Source organism: Anaeromicrobium sp., assembly GCF_025210435.1.
In the GTDB taxonomy this organism is placed as follows: domain Bacteria; phylum Bacillota; class Clostridia; order Peptostreptococcales; family Thermotaleaceae; genus Anaeromicrobium.
The window spans coordinates 46,158-65,954 of the sequence record NZ_JAOART010000067.1 but is presented as its reverse complement, the minus strand read 5'-3'; the positions used below and the strand labels follow the sequence as shown (position 1 = coordinate 65,954).

Sequence of the window (19,797 nt, the reverse complement as noted above, 5' to 3'; positions counted from 1 at the left end):
GGTAATACCACCTTTCGTTAGAGTTTGTGGGAAAACACTACTTCGATAAGGGATATGGTATTACCTTTAGTTATTTTTTGCCTAAAATACCAAAGAATAATTATCCAAAAGAATAGACTATTTTTGTACAAAACTTACGTAGTTAAATTATCATGTGATTTTTTTTATAGGAAGTTTCATAGTAAAAGTAGTTCCCTCATTAGTTTTACTAGTTACTAGAAGTTGTCCTGAATGCTTATTTACTACAATATCATAGGATATGCTTAAACCTAATCCAGTTCCTGCACCAATTTCCTTTGTGGTGAAGAATGGATTGAATATTTTGTTAATAATACTTTCATCTATACCAGGACCATTATCCATTATTTCACAAAAAATATGATTTTCAGAAACATATGCGGAGATTTTGATAAATCCTTCATCTTCTCTAGTCTGACTTTTAAGGGCCTGCACAGCATTCATCATAATATTTAATAGAACTTGCCCAATTTGGGTTCTGTTACAATATATAAGGGGTAACTCCTGGAGATCTTTTTCTATATGAATAATGTGTTTAGCTTCATTGTTAACTAGGAGTAGGGTTTCGTCTAGAAGATGGTTAAAATCGTAATAATTAAAGTCGCTCTTTAAGTCGTGTCTAGCAAAATTTCTCAAACTTTGGACAATTTTTGTCACTTTTTCAATTCCTTTAAAGGAATCATCTATAAGATAATCTATATCTCCAATAATAAAATCTAAGCCCAATGTATTTCTTAATTCACTAATCTCTTCTATTATACCTTGTATTTCTTTAGATTCAATATTCGTATCATTTAAACAATCCATTAACTCCCTATACTTATAAATGGTCGTCTTTATTTTATATATGTATTTACCAAGGGTTTGTGTATTACTAGACACATATCCTATAGGATTGTTGATTTCATGGGCCACACCAGCTGCCAGTTGACCTATGGCGATTAATTTTTCCTTTTGAACAAGATAAGATTGAGTTTCTTGTAGTTTTTTATTTAGATCTAATAATTCTTCATTTTGTATCTTTATGGTATTTAAAGTTTCTTTTAAATTGAGTTCATATTTTCTAATTCTCATGGCAGCTTTTATCCTTGAAATGAATTCAATAGGTTCTATAGGTTTATTTATAAAATCTGTAGCTCCACATTCAAAACTCTTTTGAAGGGCTTGCTTATCCGTAATAGAGGTAAACATAATCACTGGAATATTATGATGAACTTTGTTTTTTCGAATTTCCTTGAGAGTCTCTATGCCATCTATTTCTGGCATAACAATATCTAGGATAACAATATCAATTTCTTCAGAATTAATAATGTTTAAAGCCTCTTTTCCCGAATTAGCTAAAAGAATATGGCAGTCTATTTTATTTTCAATTAATATGTTTTTTGCATATTCTAAATTAAATCTAGTATCATCTACAATAAGGATTTTCACAGAAACACCTCCTAAAAATTTACTATATTTTTTAATATTCGACAAATTCAAATATATTCCTTTTTTATGGAGGATAATGTGAGAGTGAAAATTACATGTATATATGGTATAATATGTAAAAAATACAAAGTTGTGGGGGAATAAAAATGAATATTAATGCTAACAACATTTCTACATTTGGATTTAATCAATTTGGTATGAAAAGTAAAGAGATTAATGGAAAACAGCAGTCTACCATAGAAAAAATTCAAAATAATATAAAACAAAGAAATGACATATTAGAAATTTCTAAGGAAGGGAAAATGAAATTAAAGTTAAGAAACCTTAAACAGGTAGAGAAGCTAGAAGGTAAGAAAGAAGAAGTGGAAAAGGGATTAGAGGCAAAATTAAAACTTTATGAATCTGTTGCAGGAATATTAGAAGATGTCCAAAAAATAATAAAGGAATCTATGAATGAAGATATTTCCACTGAAGAAAAAGAAGAAATGCAATCAGAATTAGAGGACAAACTAGAAGGTATTGAAGATATTGTGAATAAGGCAATAGAAAATGGCAACAAGGGTATGGAAAAATTAAATGATGAAGAACTTAAAGGTGTGGATGGGATAGATGAAATCAATAAAGAAATAGATATGGATAAAGAGGTGAAAGAATCTAAAGAACAGGAAAAAGAAAATAGGGGAAAAATAGATTTTAAAGATATAGATATACTAAAAGACCCTTTAAAAGCATCTCTAATGATTGGATTTGCTTTAGAATCAGTTAATGAAGAAATAGCAAAATTGCAAGAAGAACTTTCTAAATTAGAAAAAAACATGGATAAACTTTTAGGTAAAGATGTTGAGAAAGAAACTATTAAAAATATGAACAATATAGATGAAGATAATAAGGTAGAAGAAAATAAGGAATCAAATGTGCAAGTAAGTGAAACAAATAATGAGTAGGATATAAAGTAAGAAGAAATATCCAAATGAAGTAAAGGGAAGGTTAATAAAGTTATATTAGTAAAAGATCAAGAAGGACAGTTGCAATATAGGGTTTTTGTGGATTTTAATGAAGAAGTTTATACATATACCTTTAATGCTACTAAGGGAGAAAAAATAGATTCTGGGAAAAGTAATAAAATGTATTTTAAAAGAGTAGACAGTATGTAGATATATGTGTAAATATACATATCATAAGATGAGTAGAATGGCTACTCATCTTATGATATGGCCAATTTATTTAATACATTTATTGATACTTTCAATTGTGTAATTAACCTCATGAATTGTATTAAAGTGACTAAAACTAAACCTAACTGTTCCATGTGGAAAGGTATTTAATGTTTTATGGGCTGATGGAGCACAATGAAGTCCACATCTTGTCATAATACCAAACTCCTTATACAATCTATAGGATATTTCTCCATTATCATGATTAGTAAAGTCAAGGGATACAAGGCTAGTCCTGTCTTCAATTCCATTCTTACCAACTATTCTTATACTATTAATGTTTGAAACCTTGTTTAAAAACTCTTCTAAAAGATAAAGTTCCTTTTGTCTAATGGAACTGATACCTTCCTTAAGTAAATATTTGAGAGAGGCATTTAATCCAAATATACCAGGGATATTTAATGTGCCAGCTTCAAATTTATCGGGCATATATTGGGGTTGTAGCTCGTGTTCTGATAAACTACCTGTGCCTCCATCTATAAATGAATCTATTTCCTTGGCTAAAGTATCACTTATTGCAAATCCACCAATGCCTTGAGGTCCTAATAGTCCTTTATGCCCTGTAAAGGCAATAACATCTGCATTAAGCTTCTCATAGTCAACATTGAGGAATCCTGCCGTTTGGGCAGTATCTATAATAAAATAAATACCCTTTTCCTTGCATATTTTCCCCACACTTTCTAAGTCTAAAATTGTTCCACACACATTTGAAGCCTGAAGCATGATAACAGCCTTAGTATTTTTCTTTATATGCTTTAAAAGATCTGAGGGATTTAAATCTCCAACTTGGCTACATTTTACTCTAGAGTATTCTACTCCCATATTCTTCAGGGAATTTATAGGTCTCATTACGGCGTTATGCTCCATAGATGATACTATCACATGATCTCCTTTTTTACACAAACCTTTTATTAGAACATTTAAGCTTTCAGTAATGCTTTTAGTAAATACTACATTTTCTGCTTTATGAAAATTAAATAACTCACATAATAGCTCCCTTGTGTCATAGATTAGGTTCTCTGCTTGAAAGGATGAATTATATGCACCCCTATTTATATTACAACCTATATTAGTTAAGTAATTTCCTATACTTTCTACAACTCCAGGTGCTTTAGGAAAGGTTGTTGCTCCATTATCTAAGTATATTCCCTCCATATTCAAACCTCCTAAAATATTAAAATAACCTACTTTAAGGCATATTCAAAAAATAAATTAGTCATTTAACTGGTTATTTGAATTAAATTCTTCCTTATGGATCCCTTACATATGTTTAATATGCTCGCGCACCATGCCTTGAAAATAATCCAAATCCCTGAGAGAACTGACTAGTTTATTTTTTTTCATATGCCTAAATTATATAAGATTTTTACATTTAATACTATTTTCTATTAGATGTTTCTATACATATGCCAAAAACTATAGGGATATTTAATTTAACTTTTTGTATTAATAATAGTACCATTATATGGGAATTATTTTTTCTAAAAGAAGGAGGTTTTTTCAGTGAAAGAAAAGAAAGGCATAATTTTTACAGGTGCTATTGTGGGGATTATTGCAGTTTTGTTGGTTAAGTTTGGTAATCCCAAAAACATGGGATTTTGTATTGCATGCTTTTTAAGGGATATTTCAGGGGCTTTAGGCTTTCATAGGGCAGCCGTTGTTCAATATCTTAGACCTGAGGTAATGGGATTGGTTTTAGGAGCATTTTTAATGGCCTTTTCCAATAAGGAATTTAGTGCAAGGGGAGGTTCGTCTCCAATGATTCGTTTTACCCTTGGTGCTATTGTAATGATAGGTGCGTTAGTGTTCTTAGGTTGTCCTCTTAGAATGGTTTTAAGAATTGCAGGGGGAGACTTAAACGCAATTATTGGTTTAGTAGGTTTTATAGTTGGTATAGGTTTAGGAATTTTATTCTTGAATAAAGGATTTAATCTTAAAAGAAGTTATAGATTACCTAAAGCTGAAGGGCTTGTTTTTCCTGTAATAAATATTTTGTTAGTAGGGTTACTAATTGCTGCCCCAGCTTTTATATTTTTCAGTGAAAAGGGACCAGGAGCTATGCATGCACCTATATTCATGGCATTAGGTGCAGGATTAGTAGTTGGTATATTAGCTCAAAGAACAAGATTATGTATGGTTGGCGGAATTAGGGATATGATTCTATTTAAAGATTCATATTTAATTTCAGGTTTTCTAGCTGTAATAGTATTTGCACTTATAGGTAATGTTTCTATGGGTTATTTTAAAATTGGTTTTGACGCACAACCTGTGGCTCATTCAGATGGACTTTGGAATTTCCTAGGTATGGTATTAACAGGATTAGGTTCTATTTTACTAGGAGGCTGTCCTTTAAGACAGTTAATTCTTGCAGGCGAAGGAAATACAGATTCTGTTATAACGGTTATGGGTATGATTGTAGGTGCTGCCATTGCTCACAATTTTAGTCTGGCCTCATCTCCAAAGGGACCTTCACCAAATGGTCAAATAGCTACAATAGTTTGTTTTATAATTGTGGCATTAATAGGTTATTTCAATTCAGAAATGCTTGTAAAAAAAGAGAAGGGAGATGTTACTAATGTCTAAAGTAGATGTAAGAGGAATGTCTTGTCCACAACCAGTTCTTATAACTAAAAATGCTATTAAGTCAAATCCAGCAAGTATTAAAATCCTTGTAGATGATAACACGGCTAAAAATAATGTTTCAAGGTTTTTAGAAAATTCGGGATACAAATTAAGTATTAGGGAAATGGATGAGGATTATCTAATTTCTGCAGAGAAATAGGATGTGAACTATATGAAAGAATATGTTGTATTGTTTTTTACACATTCAGGAGCAATTAAATTTGAAAGATTTTCAAGGAAAAATAATATTAACTGTGAATTAATGCCTGTACCAAGGAAATTAAGTTCAAACTGTGGTGTATGTGCTAAGTTTAATTTCCATGGTAATATAACTAGCATAATAAACGAAGATATTGAGAATATATATGAAATAATTAATGGTAAATATGATTTAGTTTATGAAGAAAATTAATAATTTAAAACAGAGATTTTAATTTAATCTCCTTTCTGGTAAGAATTCAAAACAAGAAGAAGCCAGGAAGGAGATTTTTTATTGACTTTAATGAAGAAGTTTATACATACATTTTTCAGGGTAATTGGTATGTTAAAATAGAAATATATTTTTAGAAAGAAAAGGTAGATAATAATATGAAAAAAATATGGACATTAAAAAAACATTTTATCCTTAGTTTACTAATAGGACTACTGATTATAGGATTTAATAGATTATTCCTTATAAATGAAGCTGCTAGTATTGGAATAATTGGAGGCGCTGATGGACCTACTGTAGTATTTGTGGCAAATTCAAGGGAAGAAGTAACTAGTATGATGAAACTAATAATTCTTTTAACGGAAAAGGGGATTTTTAATGGAATTTTAGCCTTTATTATTTCACTAGGACTATATAAACCTGTAAAAATAGTCACGGAAAAAATATTAGGTATATGAAAAAAATAAAAAAATATGTTTTAAATGGGTTTTAGGTGGTATATATACTATGGGCACGAAATCAAGGTGATAAAAAAGAACTCTTTAACACCATAGATAATAAAAAAATCGTATAGATTAAAAGTGAATTAATAGGAGGAAATTAAAAATGGAAAAATTTATTTGTAAAGTATGTGGATATGTACATGAAGGATCAGAAGCACCAGAGGTCTGTCCTCAGTGTAAGGCGCCAAAGGCACAATTTATAGTACAATCTGAGACGGATTTAAGCTGGGCAGATGAACATTTTGTAGGAGTGGCTAAGGATGTGGACCCTGAAATTATAGAAGGATTAAGACAAAACTTCATGGGAGAATGTACAGAAGTAGGAATGTACTTAGCAATGAGCCGTCAAGCGGATAGAGAAGGATATCCAGAGGTGGCAGAAGCCTATAAGAGAATAGCATGGGAAGAAGCAGAGCACGCTGCTAAATTTGCAGAGTTATTAGGAGAGGTAGTAACAGACTCTACTAAGAAAAACTTACAAATGAGGGTAGATGCAGAGCACGGAGCCTGTATGGGTAAAAAGGAATTAGCAACTAAGGCTAAGAAATTAAACTTAGATGCAATCCATGATACAGTACATGAAATGTGTAAAGATGAAGCGAGACATGGTTCAGCTTTCAATGGACTATTAAAGAGATATTTTGGGAAATAAGAATAATACATGAAGCAGACACTAAATTGTGTCTGCTTTTTTTAGTACAATTTAATATAATTGTCATAATCCTGTAATTGTCAGGAAAGTCCATGTTGTGTATAATTGTAATTGTTTGTAAAAACAGGAAATGGAGGTATACACAATGAAAGGTTTTATTTTATATTTTATAATTAGGATGTTCACAGGAAGTCCAATAATGGCTTTAATAAGTGTAGTTATCATATATGGACTAGCTGACAAATTTTATTTTGGTTTTTTACCTGATTTTACAAAGTCCTTTAGAAGAAATAGTAGAATAAAGAAAAACTTAAAGGCTTTAGAATTAAATCCTCAAAATGCTCAAGCAGCCCTATCTTTAGGATTATCCTATGTGGAAAAGAAAAAGTATGAAGAGGCAATAAAATATTTAAAGCATCATAAATTGCAAGATAATGAAACGCCTAATTATCTTTATAATCTAGGCATAAGCTTAATGGAAATAGGAGAAAGTACTGAAGGAAAAGAGTATATTATAAGGGCACTAGATTTAAATCCAAGTGTAGGATATGGTCTATCTTATATATATTTATTAGATAGCGAAATGAAAAGTAAATCATCAGATTTAGATAAAATGAATGATTTAGAAGAAAAAATAGAGAGATTTTCCAATACACAAAATCTATATAAAATGGGAATGATCTATAAGAAGTTAGGTAATAAGCATAAGGCAAAGAGATTATTTTCAAAGGCCATAAAGGAGTACTCCTATTGTCCAAAGGGAATAAGAAGAATCCATAGAAAATGGGCAATTTTATCTAGGATAAGAAAAATTACATAAGAAGGATTTTCTAGGCCCAAAATAATTTAGCACCTGAATATATATATTCAGGTGCTTTCATATATAATTTATTTCCAATAATAATATTTTTTCCATTGATTTTTATTTTCCCATGTCTAATCTACTTAAAATCAAAAAAAAGAACAAAATTCTACAATTTTCGCAAAAAAACTATGTTTTAATTATATTGGACATATTTGGAAAAGGAGGAATTAATATTGAAGAGAAATACAAAAAAGATATCTTCATGGATGGTTGCATTTACACTTTTGCTAAATATAGTATTTATACCTATAAATAAATCCTATGCATCAAGTGATAACAGTGTAAATAGAATACCAAAAGTAAAAATAGGGCATAAATTCACTGATCCTAATACAGCAACTATTCTAAAAATTGAAGATGATGAAGGTGATTTTGCAAATGAGGAAGAAATTATATTAAAATTGGAAAATGCAAAATGGCTTAATAATGATGATTTTGAAAATAGCACTTTTGAGGAAACTATGAAGAGTTATATGAAAAACAATTCTTTGTGTAATACACATACTGGTTTTTCTATTGAAAGAGACTCGGATTCCACAGTATATGCAACCGTGTATAATGCAGTGTATTCAGATGATTTACTAATGAAAATTCCAATGCTGGTAGAATCATTAGATGAAGGAGAAATGGGTATAAAAATCGAAAGTAAATCGGGTGTAGTAACAGAAGAAAGACTTCCAATAGGAGTAGCAGCAACTAAAGGGAATATTATAACAAATGACGATATGCAAGTTTTTATTGGTGAAGTTACTTTAGATGAGATTGAGATTAGAGAAATTTTACCAGGATCACTCCCTACTACATCAAATGGAAAAATAAGTATGAAGCTTCCGCAGGGGTTTGAATGGATAAAACGTGGGATTCTAGAAATTAGTGAAGAGCTAGAAGGTGCTACAGAGATTATTAATATAGATGGAGATACACTTGAAATAACTATAGATTATAGTAAAGCAAAATCTAGAGACTTGGCTGGTGACATTATTCTAAGAGAAGCAGCTATAAAGGCAACTCCTAAAGCAAGTCCGGGAGAGGTAATCATCACAGTCAGTGGTGATAATTTAATAGAAACAAAATTATTTGCTGCTTTTTATAATGAAGTTATAAATTTTCCTGATAAAAATTTAGAATCTGCAATTAGAAATATTATAGATAAACTAGAAGGAGAAATTTATAGTTGGGATGTAAGAAATGTAAAGAGGTTATATGCTATAGAATCTAATATTTCAAATTTAAAAGGAATTGAATATCTTGTTAATTTAAAATACTTAAACTTATCTAATAACAAAATTACAGATATAACTCATTTATCAGCATTAAAAGAATTGGAATATTTGGGCTTAGAGGACAACAAAATAAAAAATATAGAGCCACTTAATAAACTTGATAATTTACGTAGTTTGTACTTAGGGAATAATCCAATTGAAGATTACAGCCCTGTGGCAGGATATTATGAAAAACTTGCGAATAAGGATTTTTCTTTAAAGAACAAAGAAGAAACGACTATTGTTACAATAGTGGATACTATTACATTCGCTGATCCTACAAAGATTGAAGAAATCGAAATTACAGAGAAATCTAAAGGAGCTATAAATGTATCCAATTTAGAGTACATTGAATTAGAATTAACAAAAGACTTTGGATTTTATATAAAAGATGGAGTATATGGAAATATTACTGGAGATTTTGTTAAAAATATAGATGGGAAATCAAATGGCACAATTAAAGCAGCTCATATTGTACCAACTTCAAAACCAAATGTAATAAAAATTAGAGTTTCTCATGATCCTACTAAGGTAGATGAGGCCCTTATCGTTGAAAACAACATATATGGAATTGGGAACTTAGAATTAAACAACTTCCATGTAAGTCCAACAAGTCATGCTAAAGAAGGAAAAGTAGAACTTAAGATTAACTCTAACATGGATGAAATCAAAGACATTACATTAGAAGTAGGAGAATATGCAGAGTATAAAGTAACAGTAAAAGCCGATGGAGATGTGGCTCAGGTCCATAATAATGGTGAAACTTATAAATTAACTAAGTTAGTTATTGAAGAAGGAGTAAACAGATCTTGGGAGGATAATAGAAGCGTAATTGTAGAATTGCCTGAATGGGTAAAAATCATTAGATATGATTTTGATGGAGACCCTGTAGACAAAGGTAGTGTCTCTGTAGATGAAAATGAAATTGAATTTTCGGTAAATAAAGATGAAGGACTTAAGAAAGTAGAGTTAACTCTATATGTATCTGTTCAAACTGTAAAAGAAGGTCTTATCGAAGCAGTAGTTTCTGGTAGAGCATTGGACGCAGAAAAATTTAAAGCAGTAATAGGAAAAGTTTTAAACACAGATAAAGAACCAGAAACAGCTATTGTTACAATAGAGGATACTATTACGTTCTCTGAGCCTACAAAGATTGAAGAAATCGAAATTACAGAGAAATCTGAAGGATCTATAAATGTATCAAATTTAGAGTACATTGAATTAGAATTAACAAAAGACTTTAAATTTTATACAAAAGATGGAGTATACGGAAATATTACTGGAAATTTTGTGAAAAATATAGATGGGAAATCAAATGGCACAATTAAAGAAGCTCATATTGTACCAACTTCAAAACCAAATGTAATAAAAATTAGAGTTTCTCATGATCCTCCTAAGGTAGATGAGGCCCTTATAGTTGAAAACAATATATCGGGAATTGGAAACTTTGAATTAAACAATTTCTATGTGAATGCAACACGTTATGCTAAAGAAGGAAAAGTAGAACTTAAGATTAACTCTAACATGGATGAAATCAAAGATATTACATTAGAAGTAGGAGAATATGCAGATTATAAAGTAACAGTAAAAGCCGATGGAGATGTGGCTCAGGTCTATAATAATGGAGAAACTTATAAATTAGCTAAATTAGTTATTGAAGAAGGCGTAGACAGATCTTGGGATAATGTTAAAGAAGTAATTGTAAAATTGCCTGAATGGGTAAAAATCATTAGATATGATTTTACTGGAGACCCTGTAGACGAAGGTAGTGTTTCTATAGATGAAAATGAAATTGAATTCTCGGTAAATAAAGATGAAGGACTTAAGAAAGTAGAGTTAACTCTATACGTATCTGTTCAAACTGTAAAAGAAGGCCTCATCGAAGCAGTAGTTTCTGGTAGAGCATTGGGCAGAGAAGAATTTAAAGCAGTAATAGGAAAAGTTTTAAACACAGTTGAAAGCAAGCCTTCCAATACCGCAAGTTCCAGCGGTGGTGGAGGTGGCGGAGGCGGTGGTCCACAACCCCCTAAAGTTGACGACAAAGCTCATGATAAAGCTATTGAAAAAGCATTAAACGAAGAAAAAGAAATAAAATTATCACTTAAAGATACAAAAGAACCTAAGGCAAAAATATCTTTATCTGTTTTAAAGAAAGTAATAGATGCACATAAACCTTTAAAAATAGAGAATAAGGGTATTACTATAGGATTCTCCAAATCATTTCTACCTATTGAAAAATTAAAAGAATCAGGAAAAGATGCATCTCTACAGATTGCAGCAATAGCAGTAGAGAAAACTAAAAAATATAAGATTTTATCTAAAGTTTTAAAAAATACTGATTTTTCCCAAGTAGGTTCAGAGGTGTTTGAATTATCTTGTGATATAGTAAGTGAAAAAGGTACGACTAAAGTATCTAGTTTTAATGAACCTGTTGCAATAACTATTGATCTATCGAATGAAAAACTTTCAAAAGAAGAAATAGATAATTTAACAGGCATTAGGTATGAAAAGGATGAAAAAGGAGATGTAACGCCTATAAAACTTGGTGGGACTTATGATTCCAATACAAAAACTTTTACGTTCTATACAGATCAATTAAGTTTACATGGTGCATTAGAAGTAGAAGATTTAAGAAAAATCAATCTAACCATTGACGACACATATGTAAATGTAAATAATAAACCTAATGTATTAGATTTACCTCCAACTATTATGAATAACAGAACAATGGTACCATTAAGGTTTGTAGCAGAAGCATTAGGTACAAATGTAGAATGGATAGATGAAACTAAGACAGTAAAATTAGAACTTGACAATAAGGAATTAAGTTTAGTAATTGGAGAAAAACAGCCAGGAATGGATGTACCTGCTGTAATCAAAAATGGTAGAACATTAGTGCCAATTAGATATGTATCTGAAAATTTAGGTGCAAATGTTTTATGGTTCCAATCTAGTCAAAGAATAGAAATTGTAAAATAAAAATGTACAAAGTTCCTAATATTTTTATGCACAACATTGACAAGACAAAAGCACCTGAATATATATATTCAGGTGCTTTTGTATACACTTTATTTCCAATAATAATATTTTTTCCATTCATTTTTATTTTTCCAGTCCTTTTTAGTTTCCATATTCCATGGACAATAGGATATAAAATCATTTATATCCCAGGATTCAAAAAGTTTCTTGTAACTAGAACCCTTGGGAATAATTTTTTCATATCTTCTAACTGCTTTTGACCAGAGTCTTTTACTATTGGACTTTTTTTATGAGATCTACTCATATATTCCCCTTACCCACACCTCAACTAAATTAACAAACTAGTACACGGTAGTTACATTTACAATCTATTTGTACACTTGTGACAATGCTGAGCATAAATTGTACTAGGTGGAATCGAACCACAAACATGCTCCATGTTTACCATCAATTGTCCAAACTTGCCCTGTTGGCGGGTTTATACTCACTTTTGTTAATTAAAGTCTACCAACTTAATTTTTTATCTCAGCTCAGTGGTCCAATTTTGACCTTGTATTTTTGTGTCTATTTCCCTAAAGGTTTTAGACAATCTATCTATTTCCTTTTGGATTTTTCCAATATCTATTGTACTAAAATATTTTACCTCAGAACGGCTATATCGATCTTGTTTTACAACGGCTGAATGGATTAAGTGGCTTAATATCTGTCTTTTGTCCCATATCCTATCCCGCTGTGCTAAAATATCAGCTAATGATCTTTCGTCATCAAATTTTGTTAAACTATTTGTTCTATTTATTCTTTGAATAAGTATAGTTAATTCATTCATAATTGTGTCTAATTCCTTTAAAAGCTCATGTGGATTTTCAGGAGGGTTTTCTCCTTCTTGTACTTTGGCACTATTTTGTAATCTATTTTTCAATTGCTCAATTCTCTTTTGGTAGTCTGCTCTTAAAATCAATGCCTCTGCTAATTTCATACTTGTCATCTCCTTTTTTTTCCAACCACCTATATGATAACATAATATTGAATCTTTGGTTTTACAGCATTGTTACAATTTGGTAACTGTTTCATGTCCTTTTAGGCATATGAAAAAAATAAACTAGTAAATTTCCTGAAGAATTTGGATTATTTTCAAGGCATGGTAAGCGAGCATATTAAACATATGTAAGCGAGTCCATAACGAAGAAAATAATTTAAATAACTAGTGAAATGACCAATTTATTTCTTGAATATGCCTTACTTTATATGTAATTTTAATGTGGTCATATCTAGGGCTAGATTAGAGAATTTGGTAAAAAATAAAAAAATATGTTTTAAATATGTTTTAGGTGGTATATATACTATGGGCAAGAAATTAAGGTGATAAAAAAGAAATCTTTAACACCATAGATAATAAAAAAATCGTATAGATTAAAAGTGAATTAATAGGAGGAAATTAAAAATGGAAAAATTTATTTGTAAAGTATGTGGATATGCACATGAAGGATCAGAAGCACCAGAGGTCTGTCCTCAGTGTAAGGCGCCAAAGGCACAATTTATAGCACAATCTGAGACGGATTTAAGCTGGGCAGATGAACATTTTGTAGGAGTGGCTAAGGATGTAGATCCTGAAATTATAGAAGGATTAAGACAAAACTTCATGGGAGAATGTACAGAAGTAGGAATGTACTTAGCAATGAGCCGTCAAGCAGATAGAGAGGGATACCCAGAGGTGGCAGAAGCCTATAAGAGAATAGCATGGGAAGAAGCAGAGCATGCTGCTAAATTTGCAGAGTTATTAGGAGAGGTAGTAACAGACTCGACTAAGAAAAACCTACAAATGAGAGTAGATGCAGAGCATGGAGCCTGTATGGGTAAAAAGGAATTAGCAACTAAGGCTAAGAAATTAAACTTAGATGCAATCCATGATACAGTACATGAAATGTGTAAAGATGAAGCTAGACACGGTTCAGCTTTCAACGGTTTATTAAAGAGATATTTCGGAAAATAAATAAATTAAAGGCAGATACCAATTTGGTATCTGCCTTTTTAGCTTTTAGAATCTCTTACCATTAGTTTCAAATATTTAATTAATAGGTTAAAGGAACCTTGTGATAATCTTATGACCCTTCCAATACCAAATTTTTTTATCATATAAAAAACATTGTTAGTAAATAAGTTTATACAAAGGAAGATTTGGGAAAGGAGTCAAGGGCTATGGCTTGTTTTATTTTATTTAAAAGAACTCTCATGGAGCACCTCCTAAAAAATATTAGGTGTTATTTTTTTCTTTATTTGGTATCTGTAAAAGACATTTACCATGAAATAAAATAGGTATTTATCCATCCTCTTAAAAAAGTCACTTCTAAATATGGTTCTGTTAAATATTGACTTGTAGGAAAATACTTTATTATACAATTGCCAGTAAGCATCAGTTAACTCTTCAGGGCTCATATGTTTAGGGATATGGACAGCTTGAGAGCCATCATAGGAATAAATATCATCTATATAAATTCGATTTTCATTTTTCATTTCATCATAATATTTAGTTCCAGGTATGGGAGTTAATATATAAAATCTAGGTACTACTATTTTATTATCTTCAATAAATTTTGCCGTATCATATATAGATTCTAATGTATCTCCATCGGCTCCCACAACCATTTCTGTAGATACGTCTATACCTGCATTTTGAATATTTTTAATTAGGCTAGAATAGTCCCAGGGCTTAGCCCAGGATTTATCCATAAACTTTAAACTTTCGTAGTTTATACTTTCAAGGCCAAAGCTTAAGGCTATACATCCACTATCATAAAGTAGTTTTAGAAGGTCCTTGTCTTCTCCCACCTTTATGGAACATTGGGAGAGCCATTTCATATCTAGTTTTTTTATTTCTTTACAAAGTTCTTCTAAATATGATCTATCAGATATGATGTTGTCATCTAGTAATAGGAATTTTTTAAAGCCTAAATCCTTTATTTGTCTTATATCCCTAATAACTTCACCTAAGGGTCTTTTTAAATAGGAATTTTTATAAAGACAATATACAGAACAAAAACTACAAGAATTGGGGCAACCTCGTCCAGCTTGAACAGGTAAAAAATCTCCTATATTTTTATTTATTATTAAATCAAATCGAGGAGGTGGAGTAGATAGATTAGTTAAATTTTTTTGATAGAACTTTTTAAGTTGTCCTTTTTCAAAATCCCTTAGTGCTTGGCTCCAAACTAATTCTCCATCTCCAATGATTACACTATCACAGTATTTGATGGCTTCTTTATTCATTAAGCTTGCCATATATCCACCAAGGATTACGGTCTTACCCCTTTTCCTAAATTCCTTTGCAATATCTATGGACCTTATTATGGCATGTCCCATACTTCCTATGGCTATTAAAGACGCATCCGTATGAAAGGGAATATCTTCTATGGTCTCAAGGCAAATTTCCACATGCCAATCATAAGGAGTTAGGCTGGCTAGAAGGGGCATGGCTAAGCCCACAAAATATAATCTAGACTTTTTAATGGGCTTCCTATTAGAATCATAAGGAGTTGATTGTATTAAAAGGATTTTTTTCTTCATATTTAAACACCCCTTATAACTTTCTTTATATATTGGATCATTACTAGGGAACTTCCAATAAACATTTTAAAATTCTCTTTTAAACCATATTTTTTTAATAGTCTAATAGTATTTTTAGGCCTCATGGTAACCCTATAATAGGTCTTTATTGTTTCCATATAAAATTTCCTTATGGAAAGATGCTTAGGTCTTAATACTAAATGGGCTAGATCCCATTTTTCAAATTCATTTTCATCTATAATAAAGTCCTTTTTGTAGTCATTATAAATGGCTGTACCCTTTAAGGGGGTTAAAGGCTGTAAATTTATGAATGTAATATTAAGTCCTATGAGCCAATTGGCTAAATCCCTAAAGTCGGATTTCGTATAATCTAGGGGCAAAATCAAGGTGGCGTAAGTTTCCACATCATATTTTTGTAGTATTTTTATTGCCTTTTCATTTATATGAATATTAGTTTTCTTATTGTATTTTTCTAGATCCTTTTCCCTAAAGGATTCAATTCCCACAATGACAGCCCTAAGACCTAGAGATGAAAATCTTTTTATTAAATCTTCATTTGAACTTATGAAGTCTGCCCTACCATAGACTAGATAATTCTTTTTTATATTTTCCGACTCTAATCTATTACAAAATTCTTCTATACGTTTTTTATCTGCTAAAAAATCATCATCAACTATATATATTTCATCCTCTGGTATGCCTTTTAATTCCTCTATGACAGAAGAAAGGGGCCTCTTAAAATAGGCACCATCTGTTATTTCTTTGCAAAAACAAAAGCTACAATTGAAGGGACAACCAAAGGAGGTCTTTACTAGGGAACAGGGATTGTGAAACATATAATAATAATGTTTTCTATATTTAGAAACACTTTTTCTGTTTGGAAAGTTGTAGTTAAATTCCGTTTTTTTAACTACGCCTTTGTTAGGACCATAGATTCCATCTATGTGATTAAAACTATTATTATTAACTATGCTTTCAACTATTTCATTGAATGTATCTATTCCATTAGCCCTAATAATAAAATCTATATTATCATCTAAAAAATCCTCTGGTACCACCTCTGCGTGGACTCCACCTACGGCTATATGGATGTCTTTTCTTATTGATTTTATTTCCTTAGCGTGATCTTTTATTATATTCACATGACTAATATAGCCTGTGAAGGCCACTAGGGTAGGATTATACTTTTTTATAAAATAATCTATACTTTTTTTCTCTACTATCATATCTATAATATGAACCTTTACCTTGTCTATTAAATGGGATGGAATATTGGAATATAAATACTCTAACTCTAAGGGTTCACATATCATAACATGTTGTAGTCCTATAGTTTCCTTATGAGGTTTTGGCCTTATGAGTAATATGTTCATAGTGAACCTCCCTAAATTTTTCTTAATACAAATAGCACTATGGATGGCATGAAAGGTTTTTCTCTTATGATTTCTAGTTTTTCTAGTTTAAATAAATCCTTTGATAAATCCCTTATATTATTAATGCTCAAATATTGGGCCCTACCCGTAGTGAATTTTACGAAAAAAAGAGCTATTTTATCGTATAAACTATTTTCACTGGCTTGAGCTAATAATAAAGTTCCATCGTCCTTTAGTACCCTATGAAATTTCTTTAATATTTCCCTTTTATCCCTATAATAGGGAAAGGAATGGCTGCACAATATATAATCCATATTAGAATAATATTCATCCACATGGCATACATCCATATGTTCATAATTAATGGTAGAATCTATCTTTTTTCCTCTTTTTATCATGGAAGAAGAATAGTCTATCCCGTATAGGTTTAAGGTATTAGAATTAAATTTATTTTTCATATCCCTTAAAAGCTCTCCTATACCACATCCAGCATCTAATATATTAAAATTTTCGTCTATTTTTATATTATTAACTATTCTATTCCTAGTGGGAGTCAATGAATATTTTTGAACCCACAACTTATCATAGTAATTGGCCCAAAAATCCCACATGAATTTTAAACTCATATTAATTACCTCTCAATCGATTAAATAAAAACTTTATATATTTACTACTATAAAAGAGTTGAAGTACATAGGTTTTATAAAACTCCCATAAAAACCTAAACTTACATAAATGGGTAGGTTTTATTAATAAATTTAAAAAATCAAATTTCTTAAAGGACACCTTATCCATTAAATCCTTGTACTCTTTATAAATTTCAGTACCCTTCATGGGAGTGAAGATTGATAGGGTATAGGTCTTTAGATTATATTTCCTAATGAAATTTCGTAAAGTTTTAAAATCCTTTATAGTATAATTGTGATTAACTATGAAAAGGGCCGTAAGGTTTATATTATAATTATTTAATATTTCTATAGTACGTATATTTTCATTAATAGTTAGACTTTTATTGTAAGAATCTAGTTCACTAGTACTTACAGCTTCCATTCCCACTATAAAATCTACAAATCCTAGAGAGGATAATCTTTTGATTGTATTAGGATTAGAACTTATGAAATCTGCCCTAGAGTAGGCTATAAACTTCTTGTTAATATTAGATTTTTCCAATCTATCACAAAAGTCCATGACCTTATTTTTATCTACTAAAAAGGTATCATCAACTATCCAGACATAATCACTATGGATACTTTTTATCTCATCTATTATACTATCATTACTACGGGTTACGTAATGGCCCCCATTTAATAATTTACAATAACAAAAATTACAACTAAAGGGGCAGGAATGGGAGGCCTTTAAAAGGGCCATGTTTTCATAATTCAAATATTTTGTTCTATTTTTATATCTATAAAAAAATTCCCTATTAGGCATATAGTCTTCCCAAGACCCTATCTTAAGGGATTTATTTATTATCCACTCATTATTCTTTTTAAAGATTACACCATCCATATTATTAAGCCTTTTATTTTCCCCTATATTTAAAATTAGGCTTTTGAAGGATAATAGACTAGATGAATTAACTATATAATCTATAGGATCACATAAAAAATCTTCATAGTTTATTTGGGCATAAACCCCTCCAACTATTATCTTTATATGGGGAAAGTTTCTTTTTATCCATTTTGCCCTATTAATGATAATTTCAGTAGCCGTAACATATCCTGTTAGATATACTATATGGGGATTAAATTCTTTTATATAATCCTTGTATGACTTTTTAATAAATAGGGAGTCATGGATTAAACTAGGAATGTTTATATCATCTAATACACCTTGTAAATATTCTAATTCTAGGGGTTCTGTTACCACTGGTTCAAAATAAGAAAAAATAGTTTTTTTATGACACTTTAAAAGAATCACTTTCATAGGCTACTCCTTAAATACTTTATGACTTATACTATAGGGTTTGTATGAAAAATAGGGCATAATCTTATATAAAACTTTATTTATAAGTTTATTATGGTGATGAAAATACATGTATTTTTCCTTATAAACACATCCTACCTTAAGCTTAGACTCTTCAGCCGTTTGTCCAAAATCTATACTTTTAAAATTATTTTCTATTCCATGCTTAATCATAAATAAGAGCATATTCAAATAGATATCATATTCTAAATTCATTTTCTTATTAAACCCACCAAATAAAAATATTAATTCATCTTTGTTAGAAACTAATTGAACGAATGCTACTTTTTTTTCCATTAATTTAAATACAAAAATCTTTGAAGGATAGGTTTTAAAAAAATCCATAGAGAGTTTTTCTAATTTTTCCTTAGAATCCATATAAACTTGTAAATAGAGATTATATAGTTCTTGGTTAAAGGCATAGTTTTCAATTTCTTCTATCTGAATGGGAGTACCCTTACATAGGGCCTTTTTTAATCTATATCTATAGGAACTTCTCATGGAATTTAAATAATCATTAAAGGATTTAAAATTAATATCTAATACACAGGAGGGAAGGGTATGTCCCCTTGGTAGATCTAAATTATCATTACTATTTAAAATCAACTTAAATCCCTTTGTGCTTTTAATATATTTCTCCATATTACTAAAACTATAGCCCTTTTTACTAATGGAAAAGGGCATACCTATTATATTTAAAGGAAACTTTAAATTAAATGGCCCTTTAAATGTGAAAACATTAATATTTAATTTATAATCTATAATAAAGGTATTAGTATTAAAATCCACATGATACCTTTGAAAACAGGGATTGTTTTTTTCTAAATTTTTAAGACTTTCAAAGGAACTGATAGAATCTATCTTAAATTTTTCATCCCATACATGTTCTAATTCGTCTATTGTGTCATATGTTTTCATA

Annotated in this window: 18 protein-coding genes; 9 read left to right on the top strand and 9 right to left on the bottom strand. The window is 30.3% G+C overall.

Annotated elements, in window-relative coordinates:
• Positions 1–150 precede the first annotated feature (150 nt).
• A complete protein-coding gene (locus N4A57_RS08360) occupies positions 151–1,449 on the bottom strand; it encodes a response regulator (protein ID WP_293657496.1) in 1,299 nt (432 codons plus the stop codon).
• A 146-nt stretch (positions 1,450–1,595) separates the two neighbouring features.
• Here N4A57_RS08360 and N4A57_RS08355 point away from each other — a divergent pair, with 146 nt between their 5' ends.
• The gene (locus N4A57_RS08355; protein WP_293657495.1) at positions 1,596–2,393 is read left to right on the top strand and encodes a hypothetical protein; all 798 of its coding nucleotides are present in this window, start codon (positions 1,596–1,598) and stop codon (positions 2,391–2,393) included.
• 276 nt (positions 2,394–2,669) lie between these two features.
• Here N4A57_RS08355 and N4A57_RS08350 read toward each other — a convergent pair whose 3' ends face one another.
• Positions 2,670–3,818, bottom strand: a complete 1,149-nt coding sequence (locus N4A57_RS08350; protein WP_293657494.1) for an aminotransferase class V-fold PLP-dependent enzyme — start codon at positions 3,816–3,818, stop codon at positions 2,670–2,672.
• Positions 3,819–4,166: 348 nt separating this feature from the next.
• On the opposite strand from N4A57_RS08350, the gene yedE reads away from it, so the two are divergent.
• The 7 genes from yedE to N4A57_RS08315 all read left to right on the top strand — a co-directional run bounded on the left by yedE (position 4,167) and on the right by N4A57_RS08315 (position 11,976).
• Entirely contained in the window at positions 4,167–5,246 is a 1,080-nt protein-coding gene (yedE, locus tag N4A57_RS08345) for a YedE family putative selenium transporter (RefSeq protein ID WP_293657493.1), read from the top strand.
• The gene (locus tag N4A57_RS08340; protein WP_293657491.1) at positions 5,239–5,445 is read left to right on the top strand and encodes a sulfurtransferase TusA family protein; all 207 of its coding nucleotides are present in this window, start codon (positions 5,239–5,241) and stop codon (positions 5,443–5,445) included. The genes yedE and N4A57_RS08340 overlap by 8 nt, the downstream gene beginning before the upstream one ends.
• A 12-nt stretch (positions 5,446–5,457) precedes the next feature.
• Positions 5,458–5,697, top strand: a complete 240-nt coding sequence (locus N4A57_RS08335) for a DUF3343 domain-containing protein (protein ID WP_293657489.1) — start codon at positions 5,458–5,460, stop codon at positions 5,695–5,697.
• Between the two features lie 176 nt (positions 5,698–5,873).
• On the top strand, positions 5,874–6,173 hold the full coding sequence (locus tag N4A57_RS08330) for a sodium ion-translocating decarboxylase subunit beta (RefSeq protein WP_293657487.1): 300 nt from the start codon (positions 5,874–5,876) through the stop codon (positions 6,171–6,173).
• Positions 6,174–6,321: 148 nt separating this feature from the next.
• Positions 6,322–6,870, top strand: a complete 549-nt coding sequence (locus N4A57_RS08325; protein ID WP_293657486.1) for a ferritin family protein — start codon at positions 6,322–6,324, stop codon at positions 6,868–6,870.
• A 145-nt stretch (positions 6,871–7,015) separates the two neighbouring features.
• Entirely contained in the window at positions 7,016–7,690 is a 675-nt protein-coding gene (locus N4A57_RS08320) for a tetratricopeptide repeat protein (protein ID WP_293657484.1), read from the top strand.
• A 218-nt stretch (positions 7,691–7,908) separates the two neighbouring features.
• Positions 7,909–11,976 (top strand): stalk domain-containing protein, encoded by a 4,068-nt coding sequence (locus N4A57_RS08315; RefSeq protein WP_293657483.1) that lies wholly within the window; start codon positions 7,909–7,911, stop codon positions 11,974–11,976.
• Between the two features lie 181 nt (positions 11,977–12,157).
• On the opposite strand, the gene N4A57_RS08310 is transcribed toward N4A57_RS08315, so the two are convergent.
• Both N4A57_RS08310 and N4A57_RS08305 read right to left on the bottom strand, forming a co-directional pair.
• On the bottom strand, positions 12,158–12,280 hold the full coding sequence (locus N4A57_RS08310) for a hypothetical protein (RefSeq protein WP_293657481.1): 123 nt from the start codon (positions 12,278–12,280) through the stop codon (positions 12,158–12,160).
• Positions 12,281–12,496: 216 nt separating this feature from the next.
• Entirely contained in the window at positions 12,497–12,952 is a 456-nt protein-coding gene (locus N4A57_RS08305) for a DIP1984 family protein (protein WP_293657480.1), read from the bottom strand.
• Positions 12,953–13,417: 465 nt separating this feature from the next.
• On the opposite strand from N4A57_RS08305, the gene N4A57_RS08300 reads away from it, so the two are divergent.
• Positions 13,418–13,966, top strand: a complete 549-nt coding sequence (locus N4A57_RS08300; RefSeq protein ID WP_293657479.1) for an NADH peroxidase — start codon at positions 13,418–13,420, stop codon at positions 13,964–13,966.
• A gap of 251 nt (positions 13,967–14,217) precedes the next feature.
• On the opposite strand, the gene N4A57_RS08295 is transcribed toward N4A57_RS08300, so the two are convergent.
• Genes N4A57_RS08295 through N4A57_RS08275 form a run of 5 tightly spaced genes read right to left on the bottom strand, consistent with a single transcriptional unit; the run spans position 14,218 to position 19,796 of the window.
• Positions 14,218–15,537, bottom strand: a complete 1,320-nt coding sequence (locus N4A57_RS08295) for a B12-binding domain-containing radical SAM protein (RefSeq protein ID WP_293657478.1) — start codon at positions 15,535–15,537, stop codon at positions 14,218–14,220.
• 2 nt (positions 15,538–15,539) lie between these two features.
• Entirely contained in the window at positions 15,540–16,910 is a 1,371-nt protein-coding gene (locus N4A57_RS08290; RefSeq protein ID WP_293657477.1) for a B12-binding domain-containing radical SAM protein, read from the bottom strand.
• An 11-nt stretch (positions 16,911–16,921) separates the two neighbouring features.
• Positions 16,922–17,536, bottom strand: a complete 615-nt coding sequence (locus N4A57_RS08285; protein ID WP_293657476.1) for a class I SAM-dependent methyltransferase — start codon at positions 17,534–17,536, stop codon at positions 16,922–16,924.
• A gap of 1 nt (position 17,537) precedes the next feature.
• Entirely contained in the window at positions 17,538–18,839 is a 1,302-nt protein-coding gene (locus tag N4A57_RS08280; RefSeq protein ID WP_293657475.1) for a B12-binding domain-containing radical SAM protein, read from the bottom strand.
• 3 nt (positions 18,840–18,842) lie between these two features.
• Positions 18,843–19,796, bottom strand: a complete 954-nt coding sequence (locus N4A57_RS08275; RefSeq protein WP_293657474.1) for a GNAT family N-acetyltransferase — start codon at positions 19,794–19,796, stop codon at positions 18,843–18,845.
• Position 19,797 lies beyond the last annotated feature (1 nt).

What these genes read in the sequence shown, in the direction of transcription:
- N4A57_RS08280 (WP_293657475.1), bottom strand. Translation starts at nt 18,839, where the DNA reads ATGAAAGTGATTCTTTTAAAGTGTCATAAAAAAACTATTTTTTCTTAT.
- N4A57_RS08350 (WP_293657494.1), bottom strand. Translation starts at nt 3,818, where the DNA reads ATGGAGGGAATATACTTAGATAATGGAGCAACAACCTTTCCTAAAGCA.
- N4A57_RS08305 (WP_293657480.1), bottom strand. Translation starts at nt 12,952, where the DNA reads ATGAAATTAGCAGAGGCATTGATTTTAAGAGCAGACTACCAAAAGAGA.
- N4A57_RS08295 (WP_293657478.1), bottom strand. Translation starts at nt 15,537, where the DNA reads ATGAAGAAAAAAATCCTTTTAATACAATCAACTCCTTATGATTCTAAT.
- N4A57_RS08290 (WP_293657477.1), bottom strand. Translation starts at nt 16,910, where the DNA reads ATGAACATATTACTCATAAGGCCAAAACCTCATAAGGAAACTATAGGA.
- N4A57_RS08335 (WP_293657489.1), top strand. Translation starts at nt 5,458, where the DNA reads ATGAAAGAATATGTTGTATTGTTTTTTACACATTCAGGAGCAATTAAA.
- N4A57_RS08275 (WP_293657474.1), bottom strand. Translation starts at nt 19,796, where the DNA reads ATGAAAACATATGACACAATAGACGAATTAGAACATGTATGGGATGAA.
- N4A57_RS08330 (WP_293657487.1), top strand. Translation starts at nt 5,874, where the DNA reads ATGAAAAAAATATGGACATTAAAAAAACATTTTATCCTTAGTTTACTA.
- N4A57_RS08325 (WP_293657486.1), top strand. Translation starts at nt 6,322, where the DNA reads ATGGAAAAATTTATTTGTAAAGTATGTGGATATGTACATGAAGGATCA.
- N4A57_RS08310 (WP_293657481.1), bottom strand. Translation starts at nt 12,280, where the DNA reads ATGAGTAGATCTCATAAAAAAAGTCCAATAGTAAAAGACTCTGGTCAA.
- N4A57_RS08355 (WP_293657495.1), top strand. Translation starts at nt 1,596, where the DNA reads ATGAATATTAATGCTAACAACATTTCTACATTTGGATTTAATCAATTT.
- N4A57_RS08320 (WP_293657484.1), top strand. Translation starts at nt 7,016, where the DNA reads ATGAAAGGTTTTATTTTATATTTTATAATTAGGATGTTCACAGGAAGT.
- N4A57_RS08300 (WP_293657479.1), top strand. Translation starts at nt 13,418, where the DNA reads ATGGAAAAATTTATTTGTAAAGTATGTGGATATGCACATGAAGGATCA.
- N4A57_RS08285 (WP_293657476.1), bottom strand. Translation starts at nt 17,536, where the DNA reads ATGAGTTTAAAATTCATGTGGGATTTTTGGGCCAATTACTATGATAAG.
- N4A57_RS08340 (WP_293657491.1), top strand. Translation starts at nt 5,239, where the DNA reads ATGTCTAAAGTAGATGTAAGAGGAATGTCTTGTCCACAACCAGTTCTT.